This is a genomic window from Chroococcidiopsis sp. CCALA 051, from assembly GCF_003015105.1.
In the GTDB taxonomy this organism is placed as follows: Bacteria; Cyanobacteriota; Cyanobacteriia; order Cyanobacteriales; family Chroococcidiopsidaceae; genus Chroococcidiopsis; species Chroococcidiopsis thermalis.
In genome coordinates this window covers 1-22,729 of sequence record NZ_PYCI01000019.1, presented here as the reverse complement: position 1 = coordinate 22,729, position 22,729 = coordinate 1, and the positions used below count along the sequence as shown (strand labels likewise).

Genomic DNA, 22,729 nt, shown 5'->3' with positions numbered 1-22,729 from the left:
AAAAAGAAGAGAGCAGAGGGAGAAAAGTCACTAGTAACTGGTCACTGGTCACTGGTCACTGGTCACTGAATTAGCTGCCGCCAATGCGGGAGACATCGCGGGCGTTTTCTTCAAAGGCGGCGGTGAGGGCGTCGTCGCCACTTAAGCCGGATGCTAGGGCTTGTTTTATGGCTTGCAACACGCGCTTGTAATCCCGTGGCATGACTTTGACAAATTGCGGGATTGTCGCTTCCCAGTTGGTGAGAACTTGCTTTGCTTTCTGGCTATCGGTATAGTCAGCGTGTTTCTGAATCATTTGCCGCACGATCGCGATTTCTTCTGGATCTTCGAGTCTTTCCAGTCCTACCATTTGCGTATTACAGCGAGTAGCAAAATCGCCTTTCTCGTCGAGAATATAGGCAACACCACCACTCATCCCTGCGGCAAAGTTACGTCCGGTAGTACCCAGGATGACAACTTTACCACCAGTCATGTATTCGCAACCGTGATCCCCTACGCCTTCCACAACGGTATTGACACCAGAGTTACGCACGCAGAAGCGTTCTCCGGCAACACCGGAAATATACGCCTCACCACTGGTTGCACCATAGAAGGCAACATTCCCAATGATGATGTTTTCTTCTGGGACAAATGTAGACTCTACGGGTGGATAAACAATAATCTTGCCACCGCTAAGTCCTTTACCCAGGTAATCGTTGGCATCACCTTCGAGTTCGAGAGTTACGCCTTTGGGGACGAATGCACCGAAACTCTGCCCTGCACTACCTTGGAAATGTAGGTGTACGGTGTCTTCGGGTAAACCATCCCAATGACGTTTGCTGATTTCGTTTCCGAGAATCGTGCCGACGACGCGATTGATATTTTTAATCGGTAGAGTGGCTTTGATTGGTTTACCGTGTTCGATCGCCTCTTGACATAATTCCAGTAATACTGTCATGTCGAGGGACTGTTCTAACCCGTGGTCTTGAGGAATTTGACAATAACGCCCGACTTCTGCACTTACTTGCGGCTGGTAGAGAATCTTTGACAAGTCAATGCCTTTTGCTTTCCAATGGGCGATCGCTTGTTTTGCTTCTAGTACTTCAGTGCGACCAACCATTTCATTCAAGCTGCGGAAACCGAGTTGTGCCATAATTTCCCGCACTTCTTGGGCGATAAACTTCATAAAGTTGACCGTGTGTTCTGGATCGCCCGTGAAGTTTTGCCGCAGCTGTGGGTCTTGTGTCGCTACCCCCACCGGACAGGTGTTGAGGTGGCAGACGCGCATCATAATACAGCCAAGGGAAACGAGGGGTGCGGTAGAAAAACCAAACTCCTCTGCACCCAACAGTGCTGCGACAACAACATCGCGCCCCGTCTTCATCTGTCCGTCTGTTTCGACAACGATGCGCGATCGCAAATTATTCAGCACCAAAGTTTGATGCGTCTCTGCTAACCCCAATTCCCAAGGTAGCCCCGCGTGTTTGATTGAAGTCTGCGGCGAAGCACCCGTACCACCATCAAAACCAGAAATTAATACCACATCAGCGTGCGCTTTGGCAACCCCTGCGGCAATTGTTCCCACGCCAACCTCAGACACTAGCTTCACACTGACTCGTGCTTGACGATTGGCATTTTTCAAATCGTGAATTAACTCGGCGAGGTCTTCAATTGAATAAATATCGTGGTGTGGTGGGGGCGAAATTAGTCCTACTCCTGGCGTGGAGTGACGGACTTTGGCAATTGAGGGGTACACCTTGCGTCCTGGTAGCTGTCCGCCTTCCCCTGGTTTTGCCCCCTGCGCCATCTTGATTTGAAGTTCCTTCGCTTGGGATAAATACAAGCTAGTTACGCCAAATCGACCGGAAGCCACTTGTTTGATGGCGCTATTTTTTGAGTCACCGAGATCGTTCGTCCAGGTATATCTTTCTGGATCTTCGCCACCTTCCCCAGTATTAGATTTACCACCAATCCGGTTCATGGCGATCGCCAGTGTTTCGTGCGCCTCTTTGGAAATTGAGCCATAACTCATCGCCCCTGTCTTGAAGCGTTTCATAATCGCCTCAATCGGTTCGACTTCTTCAATTGGGATTGGTTGACGTGCTTTAAATTGCAATAGTCCGCGTAGGGTAAAAAACTGCTGATTTTGCTCGTTTACTAGGGTGGCGTATTGCTTGTAACTGTCGTAATTTCCTTCACGGACGGCTTTTTGCAGCGTATGGATTGTCTGCGGGCTAAATAGGTGCGCTTCACCTTCTTTGCGCCATTGATATTCACCCCCAACATCCAGCGTATGTCCGTTGGTGGGACGGTCTGGGAAGGCGTGAGCGTGACGTAAAATTGCTTCTTTGGCGATCGCTTCTATATCTATACCTTCAATCCGCGATGCCGTCCAGGTAAAATATTTGTCAATTACCGACTGATTTAAGCCGATGCCTTCAAAAATTTGCGCTCCACGATAGCTTTGCAGGGTAGAAATCCCAATTTTGGAGGCAACTTTAATCACACCCTTAGTTGCGGCTTTGACGTAGTTCTTACACGCAGTTTTGAAATCAACATCGAGTAGCGAACCTTGCTGAATTAAACTTTCAATTGTCTCAAAAGCCAAATAAGGATTAATTGCCCCACAACCGTAACCGAGTAACACGGCGTAATGATGTACCTCCCGTGGTTCTCCCGATTCCAGGACAATTCCTACCCGCGTGCGGGTTCCCGTGCGAATTAAGTGGTGATGCAAACCGGAAACTGCGAGTAATGCTGGGATCGGGGCATTATTTCGATCCACACCGCGATCGCTCAGGATAATAATATTGACACCAGATGCAATGGCTTTGTCTGCTTGGCTGCAAATTTCATCCAGTGCTGTTTCTAATCCCTTCACCCCATTTTTTGGGTTAAACAGGATGGGAATCGTCACGGAGCTGAAATTATCTTCATTGATATATTTCAGTTTTGCCAACTCTTCATTACTCAGAATTGGTGTTTTCAATTCAATTAAACGACAACTTTCTGGTTCTGGTTTGAGTAAATTCCGTTCCGAACCAATAGTAGTTTCTGCCGAAGTAATAATTTCTTCGCGGATCGAATCAATCGGCGGGTTCGTCACCTGAGCAAACAACTGCTGGAAGTAATCGTAAAGCAATTTGGGACGGTCAGATAAAACAGCCAACGGCGTATCCGCACCCATCGCACCTACTGCCTCAACTCCATCCTTTGCCATCGGAGTCAACAACAGCCGCAACTCCTCAAACGTATATCCAAATGCCATTTGGCGCTGAATGAGGGGTGAGGGGTAAGGGATTGAATTATCTTGTAGGGGCGCACAGCCGTGCGCCCCTACAATTCCCGCTAACGCCACCATATACTTATCCAACCATTCCCGATATGGATGTGCGGTGACGATTTGGTGTTTGATTTCTTCGTCGGCAATAATCCGTCCTTGTGCCATATCTACCAGAAACATTCTTCCTGGTTCCAAGCGCCCTTTTGACGCTACACGTTCTGGTTCAATTGGCAATACACCCGCTTCGGATGCCATGATTACCAAGTCGTCTTTGGTGACGTAATATCGTGACGGACGCAAGCCATTTCTATCGAGTACCGCGCCGATTGTCGTCCCATCGGTAAAGGCGATTGAGGCGGGACCATCCCACGGTTCCATTAAACAGGAATGATATTTATAAAATGCCTTTTTCTCCTCGCTCATCGACTCGTGCGCCGTCCACGGTTCGGGGATCATCATCATTACTGCATGAGGCAGCGATCGCCCTGCGAGTGTTAGTAACTCTAGCACGTTGTCAAAGATCATCGAGTCGCTGCCGTCCATATTGATGACTGGCTTTAGCTTCTCTAAATCTGCGCCAAATAATTCTGACTCAAACAAAGATTGCCGCGCGTGCATCCAGTTGATGTTACCGCGCAGGGTATTAATTTCACCATTATGAGCAATGTAGCGATAAGGATGCGATCGCTCCCAACTGGGGAATGTATTCGTACTAAAGCGAGAGTGTACTAGTGCTAGGGCGCTTTCTAGATCCGGATCTTGCAAGTCAGGATAATATTGCCCCACCTGCACGGGCATTAACATTCCTTTATAAACAATTGTCCGACACGAAAGACTCGATGGATACCAGTACGGATCTATCTGCGTAGTGCGAATTTCGTTTTGAGAACGTCTGCGAATGACGTATAGTTTGCGATCGAAATCTGTTTCAGTGATTAAATTGTCAGCACGTTGGATGAAAACTTGCTGTACGAAAGGTTCGCTAGCTTTAGCGGTGTTACCTAATGAGGAGTTATCTGTCGGTACATCACGCCAACCGAGGACTTTTTGACCTTCCTCTGCCACAATCTTTTCAAATATCTGCCGACTCTGCTCCCTGACTGCGGCATCTGGCGCGCAATAGATGATACCAACGCCATAACGTCCTGCTTCTGGCAGGTTAATATTTTCTGCGGCTGCAACTTTTTTGAGAAATTTATGCGGAACTTGCAAGAGAATTCCAGCGCCATCGCCTGTATTAATCTCGCTACCACACGCGCCACGGTGATTGAGATTTAACAGAATTGTGAGTGCTTGTTCTACAATTTCGTGCGATTGTTTGCCCTTCATATGAACGATGAATCCTACACCGCACGCATCATGCTCGAACTGTGGATCGTAGAGTCCCTGTTTTGGTGGTAGTTGATTGCTATTCATAATTGGCGATTTATCCGTGGCAATGAAGGGTCGTGATGAAATTGGCAGTCGGTAGTTGGAAGTTATTGACAGGAATATGGGGTGTAGGAAGTTTACACCTGATAGTAAAGGCGCATTCTAATTTGCATTCTCTAACGAGTAGAGATGTAAATGTTCGGCTCTTAAGGAAATTATTAGTTATCTGTTGTATTAGGGGCGCATAGCTATGCGCCCCTAATAATTTCTGAAACACTTGTTAACGAAAAATCTCAATTCTTTAAATTTCAATTCTTTAAATTTCACGATTGCAAAACCACTTGAATCAAATCAATTTTGGTTCCGATTTCCCTCTGAAGACAGCCTTCGCGATCGCGCGATCGCTAATTGACTAATTTTATTTTTGACTTCACAGGCAAAATCGACTCCTACAAGAAGCTTATTGTATCGATTCTTACGGGAAACGCGATCGCCTCTGATATTAATTTTCGTAACTAACTCAAGGCTGAAAAATCTGCCGTATTCTTTGCTACTTGATGGCGCATCAATCTTGTTACGCTAGCCAAGGCTGGATCGAGTTCGTAGTTCTGACGCTCTGGACACAGGAGATAAGCAAGCTGTTCTTCCTCCATCATCTGAATATCTTGACATACCAACACATTTAAATATTTTTGTGCTATGCCAAATAAACTCTTTTTCAGCAATCGCCGCCGTTCAATCGGTAATTTTTGGACTCTGTGAAGATGTTTTAGCGATGTGAAGTTGAATTAAATAGGCGCGGGTGGCTGTCTTCCTGAATTATTATAATCTACCAGTTTTTGTCACAGAACCCTGTAGACAATTTGCGATATTCCCAAGTTTGTTACTTTTTCGTCTCCGCTTTGTCTCCTTATCAGCCTAATCTTTAAAGCAAGTTCAGCAATAGAACTGCTAGCCAAAATGATGCAGCAACTCTACAGAACCATTCACGCAATTCTGAGCGATTGCGCTTTGTTATTTATCTCGTGCGTACAAGATTGCTGAACAACGCTTGAGTGTCAATGATTTGGAGAAACCTATGTCACCCCTTGAAACATTCTTCGCCTGCGGTTTTGTTTCCACCTTTGCTGTAGCTGCACTAGCTACTTGGTGTCGCTATCTGCCTACACTTATCTTTCGATAACATATTCTTGTAGATCGTTTGGAGCAGCTCATTCCAGAACACTATACGAGGCATAAATTTAAGCTCCATGCAGTTAAGGATAGACAAGCTCAATCCTAGCGATCGATTTACAGTACCGAGTAGAGTAAAAGCATCAGCGCTTGGTACGATAATTTCTACCCTGTCTTCGGTTTCATCTGCTCTGGACATATACTGCGATCGCTTTTATTCTAGTAAGATCGAATGCCGCGATCGCAGTATTCTTTATGCCATTGCCATTTTAAAATCGGTTCTCTTCATTTAGTTAAAGAAGGCTATCAAAAGCATCACAGCTTAATTGATGGAAATACATCAAAGCTCGACATCCTTCAAGAGTAATTGGGATTCAAAGTAACCGATGGACAAATACCATGAGACTCAGAGATCTTACAGAAAAGCCCTGAACAAAAAATAGGAATTTTGCGACTAGAAGACTTTAGTTGTGGAATTTGTGAGCTAGATCGGGCTGCGGTAAATACAGGGCAACGTTAATACTACTCAGCCATGAACATCATTTGCCTAACATTAGTAAGTTTTACTGCTGGATTGATCGGAACCCTAGCTGGTGGCGGGAGCAACCTTGTACTCATGCCGCTAATTGATTCCTTGTTAGGAGCGCAAGCTGTCCCACCTGTTGTCACAACTGGGATAATGCTTAGTAATTCACAGAGAATCTTGCTTTTCCGGCAGAGTATTAATTGGCAAGTGGTACAGTGGTATTTGCCTGGAGCAGGAGCAGGAGCTTTTTTAGGTGCTTACGTGTTTACATGCGCCAAGATAGAAGGACTGCAAATATTGATTGGATTCTTTCTTGTAGCTACAGTATTTAGTTCTGGCTTTAGCAAGCAAGAAAAATCTTTTACTGTTCGCACTTGGTATTTTTTAATAGCTGGTTTTCTGGGTTCTTTTATTTCTGGAATTATCGGTAGTACAGGACCTGCATTAAATACTTTTTACCTAAACTACGGATTGAATAAAGAACAGATGATTGCTACTAAGGCAGCGAATGTGTTGGTAGTAAATTTTGCCAAAATGTTAATTTACGCTATTTGCGGTTCATTGACTAGGCATTATATGTTATATGGTTTAGCAATTGGCATAGCAGCAGCTCCAGCCAATTGGATAGGTCAGTTTGTCTTGATAAAAATAAACGATGAATGGTTCAAGTACTTAATTAATTGTTTAACAGTATTCAGTGGCATGGTCATTTTATGGGAACAACGAAATTCTTTTTTTGGTTTGGTAAATTATTTATTTATTCAGATTTATCTACTCGCTAATTTTCTTTTTTAAGAATGTAAATATTCTTCCAAATTGTCACGTTTTGGTTCCAATTTTGTCACCTTTGGCGGTGTAATCTACACTCAATCGCTGGTAAAGACAACGCGCTCACCGACAGCAACAAACTGGGGACGCACTAATTTGATTTTCTTACAAACTTGCTCCATTGCTCCGACAGTGTAGTTAAGCACTGAAAGGTAAAGATATCAAAGTAACCTACCATCTTTTGTTTGAAAGGTTTTTTCTTGTACCTTCTACTATAAAAGACCAAATGGAGAAATTTATAACCTTTTACACCAATGATATTTGTTGTATATCAGCTACTAAATTCTGCTAAAACAACTCATGACTAATGACAACCAATCTTGGAAAATATTTCAATTTATCTAGAGTTGCCTAGCAAGCATTTATGTTGATGAATGATTGAGTAAAACAAAAAGTCATTTAAGGAAAATTTTATGCTGCCTACGATCGCCACTAACGTTCATGAAAACTATGAGACCTTCCTCCAAAAGCGTAGTGAGTTGAACTCTCTAGTTGAGCGGCAATTGTCCTTACTATCGACTCTAGACATGGCAGAATGGGAAGAGACTCTCCATTCATTAAAAGAACGTATTTCTACAGATACTTTTAAGATACTTGTAATCGGGGAATTCAAACGGGGTAAGAGTACTTTTATCAATGCTCTACTAGGTCAAGAAATTTTACCAGCACATGCAACACCATGTACTGGAATTATCAATTCAATCCAGTGGGGTGATTCGCCTAAAGCATTTTTACATCTTCATGCTCAGGATAGTTTAGAAAGGCAACCAAAAGAAATTTCCATAAACGACATTGAGGAATATGTTGAAATTAAGACTGAAATTGATGAAAACTATATAAATCCTGCTGAAGAAGTTAAAATATTTTGGCCTCTGGAGCTTTGTCGAAAGGGCGTAGAGATTATTGATTCTCCTGGGCTGAACGAGCATAATATTCGTGAGAAGATCGCGATGGACTACTTGCCAATCGTTGACGCAGTTATTTTTGTACTTTCATGCGAAGCTCTGGCTTCAAAAACAGAATTGAGAGTTATCGAAAATAATTTGAGGGCGATTGGTCACGAAGATATTTTTTTCATCTGCAATCGTTTTGACCTGATTAAAAATAAGGAAAAAGAGAGAGTCAAGAGGTTTGGAAAGTCTAAATTATTACCTCTGACTAAACGGGGTGAGAAAGGAGTATTTTTCCTGAGTGCATCTGAGGCTTTGGAGGGTCGCATTGAGGGCGACGAGCAGAAGGTTATTGAGTCGGGTCTACCAATTTTAGAAAGGGAATTAGAGAATTTTCTGACTACTGACAGAGGACGACTAAAAATTCTTGAGCCAACAAAGTATATCTGGCAATCAATTAATGAAGCGCGGCGGATTATTCCCGAACGAGAGGCGATGCTGCGAACCGATAGTCAAGTTATTGAACAACGATATCATGCCGCTCAAATTCCGTTAAAGCAGCTCGAACTTAAGCGCAAACAAATAGGAATTAGAATCTCTCATTTTTGTGACGATCTAAAACTGCAAATCAAAGACCAAGCTTACACTTTTTACGAAAGTATTGCTGAGAAAATTGCTTTGTGGGTAGAAGAGTACCAACTCGAATGTAATATTGATATCTTTCAAGGAAAGATGTTTGTGAACGAGGCAGAAATGCAAGTGCAGGTAAAGCAGATAGTTTACGAACTAGCCAGTCACCTTGCTCTCCAAATAGAGAATGAATTTATTCCTTGGCAAGCTAGAGAATTACAACCACTTCTTACTAGTCGGTTGCACGATCTCAAGCTAGATATTGATGCGAGAGCAAATGAGTTTATCCGTTTAGTGGACGACATCCGATCTCAGCTTGTTTCTGGAAAACAGTCTTCTATTTCAACAACAAGGAAAGCTTCCGATCTCGAACGACTATTCTCTGCTGCTGGAAATCCTATTACAGGAAGTCCTGGATGGACTAGAGTTATTTTAGGATTAACCCCTTGGTCAGGATTCACAACTATAGGGGTCAAGATAATGGGAGCCGCACTTGCTTCTTTAGTTGTGATTGGTCTCTGTTCCTGGGTAGTAATCCCAGCTGTGATTGTTGTTTTAGCTAGTTTAGCTGAAGATGAGTTTAAGAAGGTAAATCAGCAAATTGAACAGAAAATCAAGAAAGTAATAACCTTGAAATTCACTGAACAATTGCGAAAATCGGCTAAAGAACAGGCTGAAAAATTCGCTGAAGATATTCTGAGTAAGTTCAGCGATATTCAAGTTACTGTAGATCGGGGACTTGGTAAAGAAATCCACAGTATTCGGAATCAAGTAGATTCAATTCTTAAGGAAAAGCAAAAAGGTCAAGCTTATGTCGAACAAAGAATTGATGAATTAGCAGTAGTTTCGCAAGATCTAGAAGATCTTGAAAGGGAATTAAATATCCTGATTGCTCAGATTGGCAGATTGCAAGTACAACAAGATTTGACTAGAGATCGTCGAGTTGCATGAGCCGAAAATAGCCGAAAAGAAACAATACATTAGCTCTACAAAACTATCAGCTTGCTATGGCAGTATCAACAGCAACGGTAACGCTAGAGACAGCACTAAGGCAGCACCTACACTCCCCAATTATCTTGGCATATGTTTTTGGGAACGTAATTACGCTGGTGCGGAGCCACTTCAAATTTCCAGAAGCGTTTTACCAATCCCTCACGATCTATCTGCTTCTTGCTATAGGGCTGGAAGGGGGAGTTGCGCTTTCCCACACTCCCTTTTCAGAGTTCTGGCTTCCAGCTTTAGCCAGCCTGAGTCTAGGTGTAGTCATCCCCCTTGTGACGTACTTCATCATACACCGCCTGGGTAAGTTTGATGTCTCCAACGCCGCCGCGATCGCCGCCCACTATGGCTCGACCTCTGTAGTCACTTTCATTGCCAGCTTGGACTTCCTAAAGGCACTCAAGATACCCTATGAGGGGTTTATGCTAGCTCTGCTATCCCTGCCAGAAGTGCCAGCCATTGTCGTGTCACTTCTCATCGCCTTTGTGACCTTGAAGAAGAAGCAAACCTCTTGGACTCACCTCTGGCACGAAATTCTGACCGAACCCAGCATCATGCTCGTCTTGGGCGGTCTCTTCATTGGCTATATGGCGGGTGAGGAGAGTTTCAAGCAGGTAGCCCCCGTATTTGTGGAGCCATTCCGGGGAATTCTCACCCTGTTCCTCTTGGACACGGGCATTGTGGCGGCGCAGCGCTTTCGTGACCTTACCAAGGTCGGTCTTTTCCTAGTCAGCTTTGGAGTTGTAATGCCGATCGTCTATGCATCTCTAGGTATCTGGTTAGGCTGGCTGACTGGGCTTTCTAAAGGCGGAAGCTTCGTACTTGGAGGAATCGCAGCGGGTGCGTCATACATTGGCGCTCCAATCGCGGTCAGACTTTCCCTCCCCAAGGCTAACCCAGGCTACTACCTGACCACTACACTTGCCGTCACCTTGCCTTTCAACCTCACTTTAGGCTTGCCGCTCTACTATTTTATTGCCGGATGGTTCTATAACTAAAGGATTAGGATGAAGCTGACATCGTTAAAACTGGTTGTTATCATCGCCGAGGCTATACTTGAGGATCGACTTCTACTCGAAATCAAGCAGCTGGGAGCTAAGGGATACACTGTAAGTCAGGTGGGCGGAGAAGGCTCGCGAGGAGTGCGAACCAGCCAGTGGGAGCGCAAGAACTCCAAGATTGAGACTGTGGTAAGTTCGGAGGTTGCCGAAGATATCTTAACCTGCCTTGCCGAAAAATACTTTTCTGACTACGCGGTGATTGTCTATTTACATGACGTAGGGGTTTCGCGGGGGGAGAAGTATATCTAGGGGTAAAGAGTGTCGATCAATTCCGATCGCAAAATAGGCAAATAAAATACCTAAAAGATCGAGTAGAAGCATTTACAAGTTAAAAAGCAGATCGAACTACTCGTAAAATAGGTTGCTTCTCGCTTACCAAATTTAATCTTTCATCGTTACTCGATTAAGTGGTTTAAAAGATCGAACAGTTGGGTAAGAGATACCTTGCAAAACGATCGCCCAAACTTTATCAAAACTCGTATTTCATGAATCTTTATACTTAAAAGCTTAACAGTTAAATAGAGAAAATATCAACATCCTAACGTATTAGCATTTAAAAAAATCGAGACCAAAAAAATGAAGTCCGTAACTACTAAACAAACATTTAACTTGGTCAGCATTGGTCATCGGGGAGTGGGCAAAACAGTCTTTCTTGCTGGCAGCTATGCTGAACTACATGGTAATAGTTGGACTGAAGTATTGCCACCGAGTACAAGTCGACAACACTTGTGGTTTGACTGCCAGGATAGCCAAGCACAGTCAAACATCGACAGCATCTATAGCTACATCGCCCAGTCAGGACAATATCCACCCCCGACCTTGCGAACCACCAATTTTAGCTTTAGCTTGAAGCGGCAAAGATGGTCGAGAACTCAAACTTTATGTCATTTTCACTGGTGGGACATTCCAGGAGAAATTTGCACAATTCACAATCGGGAATTTCGTACTTTGGTGTCTAGCTCCCACGGCTGCTGTGTATTTATTGATGCCTACGCGCTAGTACACAACAAAGCCTACTTGCAGGTGCTAAAGGAGAGTATTAAACAGGTTATGGAAATCGTCAACTTGGTACACTTGCATGACTCACACTATCCCTTTGGACTCATTCTCACCAAGTGCGACCTACTCAATCCTAGTTGCCTACATCAGCAACTCCAACCAGCACTCCAACCGATGACTGCTAGCTTAAAGGCGGTCAATGCCTATTACCGAACTTTCTACTCGCTGATCCCCATAGTGCAGACATCAGATGCTGCTAGCCTTAGACCAACAGGGGCGGCAGCACCGCTGCTGTGGCTGGTGTGGGAGTTGAGTCAACAATACCATTCTAGTTGGCTGCGCGATCGCCACTTGGTTTTGCGCCTGTGGTCGAATGGCTCCCAGCCTTTCCAAAAGCCGATTGAGAGGCAACTGCAAAATCTGGTGACAGCAACTAAGCCAAAACAGCAACTGAGTTTATCTTCACTTACCATCACTAGTAGCAAATACTGGGTTATCGTTTTGGTAATTCTGACTTTGGTGGGAATTTTTGGTCTAATATACCCTCAGTTGTATAGGAGTGAGTCGATCGACAACGAAAATTCAAAAGTCTTGATGCCCTAGTACTACAGTTTCAATTCCACATATTCATTCATGGGTACTCCAGTCTTCCGTCTCCCGTCCCCTATCTCGTTCCAAATTGCATCATTTTGCCGTCCTGAATGATAACAGATAACTGTTTCTTGTAGTGAATCGACCAACGCGATCGCGCCGATTTATGGTTGCATAGAAAATAAGCATACATAAAACTAATTGACAAGATGCCGCAGGGTGTAGTTTTTATGGAATCAGGGGTGCAATTTGATTGGGAACAATGCTCAGAGGCATTGGCACTTATTAGGTTGGGTAGTAGGGAGAACAGCAACTTCTCGCTATTACAGAATCTTGTTTTGGAAGCTAGTGCTAGATACCCACAGTTAAGGCAATTACGTTTTGTCAACGTTCCTATACCAACTTCTCAACTCGAAAGCTGGAGTTACTATTTGGCAGCGCAGTTGATCGTGCAGTGGCGCTCTCTACCATTACTAAAGTACTCAGTAGAGAGCGTTGTCAGCGAATTAGGACTGAACGATCCTGGAAGTAGAGAACCTTGCTTCACTACTTTAAACCGGACAGCCACAGCCACGCTGCTGACTAAACAACTAGCAATACGTATGGAATCGCTCCAGCAAAAGTGTCAACAACAATTGGCATCTCAGCGACAACAATGGCTAGAGCAGGAAACTCGTCAGCTAGCTGAATGGTTTACCTCTCCAACGGCAGAAAGCGGTTCTTTGGCACAGTTACAATCTAACGTACTAGTACTGCGAGCGAAGATGCTGCGCCAATTGCAGGGTTATTTTGACCAAATGCATCAGATAGGAGCGCGATCGCTGCTTGAGTGGTTAAATTCTTTAATCAAGACTTTTGACAGTATCCGTGCCAATTATGAAGCACGACGGCAAGACTGCCTGAGACGAGAAAGCTCGGCTTGGAGAGCTTACTACAACCTGAATCCCCAACTTGAGGAACGCAGATGGAAATTATTTAGTAGCGATCGCGCAAACTGGCAAGTAGTTTTATCAGCCTTTGCTACAGCATACAATTTTAAATTGGAAGCTGAAATTTACACTCAATCGGCGCAACTAGTCGGCGAACTCGCACAGCAAACGCGCCTGTATGCCGACTCAGTGAAGCAAATCGACGATCTGCTTGCTAGGGTGCAAGAATACTTTACCGCTCGTGGCTCAATTGGGCAGCTATTCTTACCGCTGTTGCAGAACTTTTTGGTAGAGCGAGTCAATGCAGTGCAACTGCGCGACGAACTCGAAAGTTGGACAAATTGTACCTTTGACCAATGGCATACATTAGATTCAAGTCAAACTACGGCTTTATGCGAGCAAATTCTCCTCAAAACTCGCCCCTTATGCCTAGAAGTGTATGCAGAGTGCTGCCGCTGCATCTTCAACTTAGAACTTCTAAACCGTCAAGACCAAACCATACCGTCGGAACCAGGACTTACTAAGGCAGAAAAACTAATCAGCTTGCAAGTCCAAAACGTAGATATTCAGGATGTGCTGGAGTTGCTAGCTAAGATGGCTCATGTCTGCGTAGTCGCAGATAGATCGATCGGCGGTACTGTCTCTGTTTCACTCGATCGAGTTCCCTTTACAGAGGCTTTGGAGGTAGTAGCAGCAGCAGGCAATCTCACCTACACCAAAAACAGTAATATTTACACTTTTAACCGACTATCCGGTAGGAATCCTCCAACAACAATTATCTCTGAAAATAGCAACATTTATACGTTTGAGCGACAATACGATCCTTAAGTCTTGTGGGACTACTGGTAATCTCGGACACAAATATTAAATACTGATAGAGGATGTTTTATGGAGACAAAACTAGGTCAGGTCTGCCGTAAATGTAGTTATGATGCTAATTCCGCTACTGCTACGCACTGTGAGATCTGCCATCATCCGCTCAAACAAAATACTGTTGTGCCGAACAAACTTATCGAGCGAATTAGGGTTCAATCTTCTATTCTTTGGTTGGGTTTGGCGCTGCTGTTGTTACTACCAATTGGTAGAGGCTTATTAGTTTTGTTGAATTGGCAATTGCCAGATCGATCTTCAGTTGCACAAACTAATATCAGCCGCTCTCCTAACATTAAGCTCTACAATACTATGCGGGAGGTTCCAAACGTCCCAGAAGGTTTGTTTAACTATAGTCGTACCCCCCTATTTGCTACTGTAGCTTCACAAGGTCTTAATGAAACTATAGCCCAAGCTCATCCAAAATTTCGCCTGCGGTTCACCGAGCCTATTGATAATAGTGCTCCAGGTTCCGGTTCAGTTATTGCCATGTTGATTGGCGACTACGTTAGTTTTGGGCAAACGGCACGACCGATTGAGGACGCTGAGTATGACAAAGCTAAAAACCGCAATCTCAGATTGGAACAAATCCCCATTGGCTTTGATGGCATTGCATTTTATACCCATCGAGATTTAGCCATTGCAGGATTGTCGATCGGTCAACTCCAGGATATTTTCATGGCTAAAGTAACTAACTGGAAACAGGTAGGAGGACCTAACCTGCCAATCGTACCAATTGCTCGCGATCCTCAGACTACTGGTTCGCTCAAGTATCTATTTGCCAGTATCAAAGGCGCTAAAATAGGTTCCAACGTGCAAATCGTGCGCGATTACACCGAACAGGTACGCAAAGTAGCATCCACCCCAGGCGCAATTTCCTACGCTTCTATGCAAGCAGTAGCCAGCCAGCGATCGATTCGTCCTATCGGTCTTGCTAGGGAAAATTCTAATCAATACGTGCAACCCATAAATATCAATCGCCAGGTTAATGTAGAAGTTATCCGAGATGGTTCCTATCCCCTAACTAGACGCTTATTTATCGTCATTCGCAGGGATGGATTATTGGACGAGCAAGCGGGAGTTGCCTATACTAATTTGCTGTTATCTCGTGAAGGTCAGCGTTCGATCGAGAAAGCAGGGTTTGTACCAATTCGCCTGTAAGCAATTTAATTATCGGACTTTGCTGGAGGTTGGAATAAGCTTGTTGTTCTATTGCTTCGATCGCCAACGAACCATTTCTTAAGGATTGCGGTAGAGAGATTGGGAATTTCTGTAATCTCTGACAATGCTTCAACCAGGAAAGGTGGATTGCACAAATACGGTTAGCTGTCTTGCTGGCAGAATCAGAAAGACAGTTGAATTGTGCTGTCAGCATGATTGACTTTAAACGATGAACCACAACTTGCAGTTGCTGCACGTCACGTTCGGTAAATTGGCGTTCTTGAAGCGAACCAACGTGTAGAACCCCAACCATACCTTCTTGCATTGGCAAGGGAACGCCGACGAGCGATCGCAGTCCTTTCTGCCGTAAAATCGGACTGACAATCTCCTCCTCCAATAGATTGTGAGTCACCATTGACTTACTACTTGCAGCAATTCTACCTGCAATACCCCGACCTATAGGAATACGAATTTTTTGTGTAATTTCTTCTTCAAGTCCGACGGTAGCATATACGAGCAAATTTTCCCGATCTTCATCTGGTAGTAGGATTGTAGCAGTGTCTACAGACATATACTCTCGCAGCCATGCCAATAGCTTCGTGAAGGCGGTTGCCAGCTGTTGTCTGTTACCTACGTATTTTTCGCCCACAGCCACATTCCATCCCTTATAAGGGATGGGAAAGTTATCGTAGTCTGCCCACAAAACCATAGAACTACCCTAAATTGAAACCGAACTATAAATCTTAACTTGACAAAAATAACATTTTTTACTTGAGTTATTATACTCAGGTTCAAGCATATGTTCCTACGCCAAAAGTAGTACTTCTATTAGTTCTCGGTGTAGAGACGTTACATGTAACGTTTCTACAAAGCTGAATTGCGAAAGAGCGACTGGTTTGTTAGAGAATCAAGTCTGAATCTTTTCTAATCTCGTACCGCAAGCTTTACAAAACCGAGCATCAGCATCGTGCAATGCTAACCCACAAGTAGGACAATTTGTCTCTACGCGATCTGATGTTTTGACTAATTGTTTAATTAAATCGCCTAATTGCCAAGGAATTAGGGCAATTCCGGTTAAAATCATCAGAACTGTGAGAAACCTTCCTGCTTGGGAAATAGGAGTTACGTCACCAAATCCTACAGTTGTCATCGTGACAACTGAGAAATACACTGCATCCAAAAAAGTATGAAATACTTTTGGATTGATAACATGCTCGGCTTGATAAATCAAACCCGAATAAACAAAAACGATCGCAAATAAAGTAAACAATATTCTAGCAAAGATAACACTGTCTTCCGTCCCAATGCGACCAAATAAAGTTCTCCCTTGCAGAAAACGAACTAGTTTTAAAATACGAAACCATCGCAGCAAGCGGACGTAGCTAAAATTGATATCTATAAATCCTGAAAAAACTGGCAAAATCGCCATGAGATCGATAAAAGAATAAACGCTGAAAAAGTATTGCATTCTGTTTTCTGCACACCAGAACCTCAGCAAATATTCCAAAGTAAAAATAAAGATGATTATCGTGTCAAAAAAATCGAGCAGACTACGAACTTTAGGAGGAATCGAATAAGTGTCTGCAACAAAAATAGCAGAAGATAGTAGAACTAAACCTGTAATAATTAAAGTGGTTGTCCGACCTGCGGGCGTTTCAATATCTTCTAAATAAAATCCTACACGCTGTTTGAGTAACATGACACAGATGACACCTGAAGATTTTATGCGATTAGCTTTGGCAGAAGCAAAACAGGGCGATTCTCCTTACGGTGCTGTAATTGTCAAAGATAACGAAGTCGTAGCTAAAGGGTATAACACAGTCAAGCGAGATTGCGATCCTTCTGCTCATGCAGAAATGAATGTCATTCGTAGTTTAACAGCTAAAATTCAAACTCCGTCTTTAGAAGGATATACGATATACGCTACAGGTGAACCTTGCCCGATGTGCGCGAGTGTTTGCGTATGGGCTGGTGTATCAGAAATTATAATTGGGGCTTCAATCGAAGATTTGATCTCGGTGAACCAATCGCAGATCGATCTAGCATGTGATGAGATAATTGCTAAGTCTTTTAGAAATATTAAAGTGACAAAAGGCGTGTTGCGAGAGGAGTGTGTGAAATTATTTAAATAGAAAAGTATTCGCAAAAATGGCAGCTTGAGTGCGATCGCGCAAATTCAGTCGATTTAAAATATTCGTAACGTGATTTTTTACGGTTCCTTCAGAAATAAATAGTTTCTGAGCAATTTCGCGATTATTTGCCCCAGAAGCAATTAATTGTAAAATTTCTAATTCTCTAGGCGTGAGTTCTTGCAGTACTGGCGGAGGAGTGGGTTTTGGTACAGACAGAGGAGATACCAGGAGTTTTTTCACAATTCCCGGTCCCAATTGCGTATATCCTTTATGTACGGCATGAATTGCTACAGCTAATTCCTCTGAAGGTGTATCTTTGAGTAAGTAACCCATAGCTCCGTGAGCGATCGCTGCTTTTACGTATTCGTCATCGTCAAAAGTTGTTAAAACTAGAACTTTAGTTTGCGGTAGTTGTTGCAAAATTTCTCGTGTTGCTGCAACGCCATCCATCAACGGCATCCGAATATCCATTAATATTACATCTGGACGTAATTCTTGAGCTAATTGAAGTGCAAGTTGCCCATTTTCTGCTTCACCAACGACGGTTAATTCAGGATCTAATTCCAATAATGCTTTCAATCCTTGGCGAATTAAGCTTTGATCGTCTACCACTAAGATTTGGATCATTTGAATTAGAAAGATAGTAGAGGGAGCAGGGAGCAGAGGGGCAGAGGAGCAGAGGGGCAGAGGAGCAGAGGGGTAGTCAATTCACGCACCACTCACCACTCACCACCCAATTACCCATTACCCATTACCAATTCCGAATTCCGAATTCCGAATTCCGAATTCTGAATTCTCCTCACTACATTCTAAGTTTCTTCATTGGTAATTTGACATTGGCGTAACAACTCTGATAATTCCTCTGTAAAAATCTTGGAGTAGGGAAGTTGACTTAACATAGAAATTTCCTCAGCACAGGCTGTTTGAATAATTGCTAAACAGCGATCGCGTTGCGCGCCAGGTGTGAGATTCTTGAGAATATTAATCGCGATATTCAGTTTCGGTACAGTACTAGACAAATTTTGCTGTAATTGCTGCAAGACTTCATCTTTTGTTTCGATATACTGTTGTAGCTCTTGTACTCTTTGTTTAAGCGCTTCTGCTCTTTTGTATTCTGCTTGGTATTGTTGTGCCACCGCTTGCTGTTTTGCTAGCCGAGTGGTAACTGCTCCTAATAATTCTTCCCTAGTAAAAGGTTTAGTTAAATAATCATCTGCTCCTAACTCCATGCCTTGACGGACATTTGCTTTATCAGCCATTGCTGTGAGAAAAACAAAAGGAATTGTCGCTGTTGTTGCTTCTTCCCGTAGAGCAGCGAGTACCTCATAGCCGTCAATTTCTGGCATCATGACATCGCAAATAATTAAGTCTGGTAAATACTGCTGCGCCCACAGCGCTCCCATCAAACCATTTTCTGAACTAGCAACGTCAAAGTCTTCTGACTCTAGCAGTTCTACGAGATTATTTCTAACATCTGGTTCGTCTTCAATCACAAGAATTTTAGCCATGTTTTTGTACCTATACCTGCTTGTTTAAAGGAAGTACTACAGTGAAAATCGTGCCTAAGCCAACTGAACTTTCAACTGCAATTTTGCCATCGTGTAAATCGATTGATTTTTTTACAATCGCTAAACCGAGTCCTGTACCAGAAATATTTCCGACGTTACTAGCACGGTGGAAACTACTAAAAATTTCTGCTTGCTCTGCTAAGGGAATACCAATTCCTCGATCTCGAACCCGAAAAATAACTGTGTCGCATTCGTTAGTTAATTCAAAATTAACTGGACTGTCGGCAGGGGAATATTTAACAGCATTGGAAAGGAGATTGATAAAAATATGACGTAGCAATTTCTCATCCATCATTCCCGTAATCCGCTCGTCTGCGTGACACTGAAAAATAATTTGGCGATCGCTGGCTGTTAATTGAATTTCTTCAACAATTTCGTGACAAAATTGTTTGAGGTCGATGAGTAGGGGTTTAAATTCTAATTTACCTGCCTCGGCTTTACCAATTAAGAGTACGTCATTTAATAATTGAGTCATGTGTTTTACAGATGTTTGAATTCTTTGTAAATGATTTAGTTTTCGATCTTCACTCCATTTATGACTGTAGTGTTCGAGCAATTCTGAAGAAGATAAAATCGTTGCTAGAGGCGTGCGAAATTCATGGGAAGCCATCGTTACAAACCGCGATTTGAGTTCTCCTAGCTCTTTCTCTTTTTCTAAAGCAAGGCGAATTTCTGCTTCCGTTCGCTTGCGATCGGTAATATCGCGCACAATTGCCATAACTTCATTTTCAGCACTGACAGCAATGCGTAATTCGTAATCTCTGAATTCATCATTTACAATCAGCTGACATTCTAAAATTTGCACTTCATTAGTAAATAAAGTACGTTTTATACAACTATCAAATGCTTTGGCAATTTCAGTAGGAAATACTTCAGATAAATGTTTACCTAAAAATTCATGTGCTGGTAGGTGCAAGCGATCGCCTTTTGCGGCTTTGAAGTTGACAAAAACTCCCGAACGATTGATGCGAAACATCAAGTCTGGGATCGCATTGAGTAAAGCTCTATTTGTCGCCATACTGGAACGTAGGGCATCTTCAGCGCGTTTGCGTTCGGTAATATCGGTAGAAATTCCACAAATCGCATAAGGTTCACCGCGTTCGTTATAGAGAGGAAATTTAATGGAAAGATAGGTATGTAAACCGTCATCCTCATGTGGTAACAGTTCTTCCCAATCAATTGGAGATTTAGCAGCTATAACTTTTCGATCGTTTTGCTGTAAGACAGCAGCAATTTCTGGAGGGAAAATGTCGTAGTCAGTTTTTCCTTTTACCCCAGCGCGATCGGGATAGAATAGAAGGCTAAACCAGACATTGACGAGTAAATATTTTCCATCTAAATCTTTGATATAAATTAGTGCTGTGGAATTATCTAAAATTGCTTGCAGCCATGCTTGACTTTGATATAGTGCTGCTTCTGCTTGTTGGCGTTGTAATAAAGTGCCTAGCTGAACAGCAATAGTTGCAACCAACTCGATTAAATGGGTATTTTCTGCGCAAGATGCAAACATGAAAAATACCAACACCGCTAGGACGCGATCGCCACTATCAACAATTGGCATACCCAACGCCGTTTTGAATCCAACTCGATCTGCAAAGGATTTGCGTAAAAATATGGTTTCTGGTTCCTGAGAAATGTGCAACCACTCAGGACGCTTTGACACCCAAACACGCCCAGGTAAACCGATATTGGCAGCAAATTTATATCCTTCGCTGCTGTGGCGAAATTGCTCTAAGCTTGGGTCGGCACTGTACCAAGCAGGGCTACATGTTAAATTTCGATCGTCAGAACTGGGAGTCCATGCTTCACCAAATTGCCAGCCAGTAAACTGACAGATTTTTTCTAGCGCGATTGCTAATGCAGAGTGAAAATCGTGAGATTCATTAATAAACTGGGTAATGCCATGCAAAAATCGAACTTCTGCCTCTGCCCGCTGGTGTGCTGCAACTTGAAGCTGTAATTGTTCGTTGATTTGTTTCAGTTGACTAATAGTTGCGCTCAGGGATTCAGGGGTTGGCTCTTGATTCATGATTTCTTGCCCAATTGCTAACCAAAGATGATAGTAATGGATGCAGTTTTGCGATCGCTGTTATTAGCAATAAGGTCTACGAGTCAAAAAAGTTTGCGAACTTCCTACTATACTGATTTGATGCATAAAAATTGCAACCTAGATCGATATAGTTATCATTCCCAATATCAGATGAGAACTAACAGAAAAAGTTTGAATATTCAAATTTCATTTATGTCTTATATTGATGTCTGAGGCTAAGAATAGCGAATTTACAAATATTAAAAAGTATCTCTTTAGATAGATGTATATGAAATTATCAAGTGATAGATGATGTAACTTATAGTAATTTTGAATAATCGAAGATCCCCCAACCCCCTTTTTAAGAGGGCTTTATTTCCCTCCTTAAAAAGGGGGGCTAGGGGGAGACTTGCCTGAACCAAAAATTATTGTATGAGTTAGCTATGACTGAGCGATCGCAGCTAACTTTAGCAGCAGAGTCAAACAGAATTGTTGCACTACTTTCTAGAACATAATCTAGGATTGTGGCTGAATTCTAGACGAAAGGTTTGATTCACGGGAGCAGCCGACTTGGTGAATGGATAGCGTTTGACATAGCGAATCGCAGCTTGTTGTACGGCGCTAGGACTATCTTTAGAAATCACGTCGGGTCCAATCACAATTTTGCCCGTGGGATCGGTTAGTGCTGCAATAATCGCTTCGCCGCCATTGAGTTTTTTATTACATACAGGAACTCGTTTGCGGATTGGCGCAGCCGTGACAAATTGCGGATAAGCTTGTTGTACTTTTTGATACTGTTGCTGCAAGGCTTCAATTTGAGCAATTGTCTGCGTAGATCCCGATTCGGGTTTAAAGTCAGGTCGAGCGCCGATCGGTCGGGCAAGACGTTGCTGAAGTGCTGCCAAACGGGAGGCGCGATCGCTATTCGGATTTGTCGCAGGAGGGGTAGTCGGTGTGGGATTAGATTGACGCTGTTGTCGCTGTTGGAGTATGGCTGCGAGGCGAGAGGCGCGATCGCTATTCGGATTTGTCGCTGGCGGGTTAGTCGGTGCGGGATTAGATTGACGCTGTTGTAAGGAGGCTGCTAAGCGAGAGGCACGTTCCTCGCGTTCTTTGGCTCGTTGAACTTGCTGTTGCGCTGCTGCGTCCAAAAGCCGTTCGCGATCGCTCGTTGAGGAAGTATCGGCTTTACTGCGATTTGCTGCCAACCGTTGCGCCAGGGCATTTTGCCGTGCCATCCTTTCTTGTTGAGCGCGATCGGGCGAGTTTTTGGGAGGTTGTGCTAGTGGTGGACTAGGCTGCAAACCTTGCGTGGGAGGCAGGGGAATGGGTGGTAAGGCATTCGCTGGCGGCGCTATCTGCCGCATTTGGAGATTTTGATTTGCTTGATTTGGCTGTGGTGCTGGGGGCTGTCCAAAAGGATTTTGCGAGAGTAAATTTTGAGGTGGCGGTGGTAGGGGGATAGGCGCAGGTGGAGGTAAAGCATCGCTACTGGGCATTTGGTACATTGGCGTAGTCCCAGGCGGTGGTGGTAAAAAAGGTGATGGTGCGGGCAGAGGAGGTAAGATTTCTGACTGAAAACCCTGAGCAGGCGCAGGCGCTTGCTGTTGAGCAGTATTGATAGGCGGGATGACAGATGGATCTGCTGCTACTTGCGGTACGCGGCTTCGTTCTTCAGGAGACAACTCCACCTGTCTCTTATACACATCT

16 protein-coding genes and 1 pseudogene are annotated in these 22,729 nt (G+C 43.5%); 9 read left to right on the top strand and 8 right to left on the bottom strand.

Features of this window, described 5'->3' with window-relative positions; all coding sequences use genetic code 11:
* Positions 1-70 precede the first annotated feature (70 nt).
* A complete protein-coding gene (gene gltB / locus C7Y66_RS06760; protein ID WP_106544978.1) occupies positions 71-4,678 on the bottom strand; it encodes a glutamate synthase large subunit in 4,608 nt (1,535 codons plus the stop codon).
* A 470-nt stretch (positions 4,679-5,148) separates the two neighbouring features.
* Complete coding sequence (locus tag C7Y66_RS30445) at positions 5,149-5,358, bottom strand: hypothetical protein (RefSeq protein ID WP_146149745.1); 210 nt, start codon at positions 5,356-5,358, stop codon at positions 5,149-5,151.
* Between the two features lie 525 nt (positions 5,359-5,883).
* Here C7Y66_RS30445 and C7Y66_RS30440 point away from each other — a divergent pair.
* From C7Y66_RS30440 to C7Y66_RS06720, 8 genes are all read left to right on the top strand, one after another.
* Complete coding sequence (locus C7Y66_RS30440) at positions 5,884-6,099, top strand: hypothetical protein (protein ID WP_146149744.1); 216 nt, start codon at positions 5,884-5,886, stop codon at positions 6,097-6,099.
* A 239-nt stretch (positions 6,100-6,338) separates the two neighbouring features.
* Positions 6,339-7,127, top strand: coding sequence for a sulfite exporter TauE/SafE family protein (locus C7Y66_RS06750; RefSeq protein WP_106544976.1), 789 nt, complete (start codon positions 6,339-6,341; stop codon positions 7,125-7,127).
* A 446-nt stretch (positions 7,128-7,573) separates the two neighbouring features.
* Entirely contained in the window at positions 7,574-9,631 is a 2,058-nt protein-coding gene (locus tag C7Y66_RS06745; RefSeq protein ID WP_106544975.1) for a dynamin family protein, read from the top strand.
* 56 nt (positions 9,632-9,687) lie between these two features.
* Complete coding sequence (locus C7Y66_RS06740) at positions 9,688-10,677, top strand: sodium-dependent bicarbonate transport family permease (protein ID WP_106544974.1); 990 nt, start codon at positions 9,688-9,690, stop codon at positions 10,675-10,677.
* A gap of 9 nt (positions 10,678-10,686) precedes the next feature.
* The gene (locus C7Y66_RS06735; protein ID WP_106544973.1) at positions 10,687-10,989 is read left to right on the top strand and encodes a transcriptional regulator; all 303 of its coding nucleotides are present in this window, start codon (positions 10,687-10,689) and stop codon (positions 10,987-10,989) included.
* A gap of 327 nt (positions 10,990-11,316) precedes the next feature.
* Positions 11,317-12,342, top strand: a complete 1,026-nt coding sequence (locus tag C7Y66_RS06730; protein ID WP_106544972.1) for a hypothetical protein — start codon at positions 11,317-11,319, stop codon at positions 12,340-12,342.
* A 197-nt stretch (positions 12,343-12,539) separates the two neighbouring features.
* Positions 12,540-14,087 carry a hypothetical protein gene (locus C7Y66_RS06725; protein WP_106544971.1) on the top strand — a complete coding sequence of 516 codons (1,548 nt, stop codon included), beginning with the start codon at positions 12,540-12,542 and terminating at the stop codon, positions 14,085-14,087.
* 60 nt (positions 14,088-14,147) lie between these two features.
* Positions 14,148-15,290: a PstS family phosphate ABC transporter substrate-binding protein gene (locus C7Y66_RS06720; RefSeq protein WP_106544970.1), complete on the top strand. Its 1,143-nt coding sequence runs from the start codon at positions 14,148-14,150 to the stop codon at positions 15,288-15,290.
* Here C7Y66_RS06720 and C7Y66_RS06715 read toward each other — a convergent pair.
* Positions 15,220-15,999: a GAF domain-containing protein gene (locus C7Y66_RS06715; protein ID WP_233222557.1), complete on the bottom strand. Its 780-nt coding sequence runs from the start codon at positions 15,997-15,999 to the stop codon at positions 15,220-15,222. The two genes, C7Y66_RS06720 and C7Y66_RS06715, sit on opposite strands and share 71 nt — an antisense overlap.
* Positions 16,000-16,197: 198 nt before the next feature.
* Positions 16,198-16,989: an ion transporter gene (locus C7Y66_RS06710; RefSeq protein WP_015155068.1), complete on the bottom strand. Its 792-nt coding sequence runs from the start codon at positions 16,987-16,989 to the stop codon at positions 16,198-16,200.
* 7 nt (positions 16,990-16,996) lie between these two features.
* Here C7Y66_RS06710 and C7Y66_RS06705 point away from each other — a divergent pair, with 7 nt between their 5' ends.
* Positions 16,997-17,422, top strand: coding sequence for a nucleoside deaminase (locus C7Y66_RS06705; protein WP_015155067.1), 426 nt, complete (start codon positions 16,997-16,999; stop codon positions 17,420-17,422).
* On the opposite strand, the gene C7Y66_RS06700 is transcribed toward C7Y66_RS06705, so the two are convergent.
* The 4 genes and pseudogenes from C7Y66_RS06700 to C7Y66_RS30920 all read right to left on the bottom strand — a co-directional run.
* Complete coding sequence (locus tag C7Y66_RS06700) at positions 17,411-18,049, bottom strand: response regulator transcription factor (protein WP_106544969.1); 639 nt, start codon at positions 18,047-18,049, stop codon at positions 17,411-17,413. The genes C7Y66_RS06705 and C7Y66_RS06700 overlap by 12 nt on opposite strands.
* A 182-nt stretch (positions 18,050-18,231) precedes the next feature.
* On the bottom strand, positions 18,232-18,930 hold the full coding sequence (locus C7Y66_RS06695; protein WP_015155065.1) for a response regulator: 699 nt from the start codon (positions 18,928-18,930) through the stop codon (positions 18,232-18,234).
* 10 nt (positions 18,931-18,940) lie between these two features.
* The gene (locus tag C7Y66_RS06690) at positions 18,941-21,019 is read right to left on the bottom strand and encodes a PAS domain-containing protein (RefSeq protein ID WP_106544968.1); all 2,079 of its coding nucleotides are present in this window, start codon (positions 21,017-21,019) and stop codon (positions 18,941-18,943) included.
* A gap of 497 nt (positions 21,020-21,516) precedes the next feature.
* Positions 21,517-22,729 (bottom strand): annotated as a pseudogene (locus C7Y66_RS30920) (hypothetical protein); the annotation flags it as partial.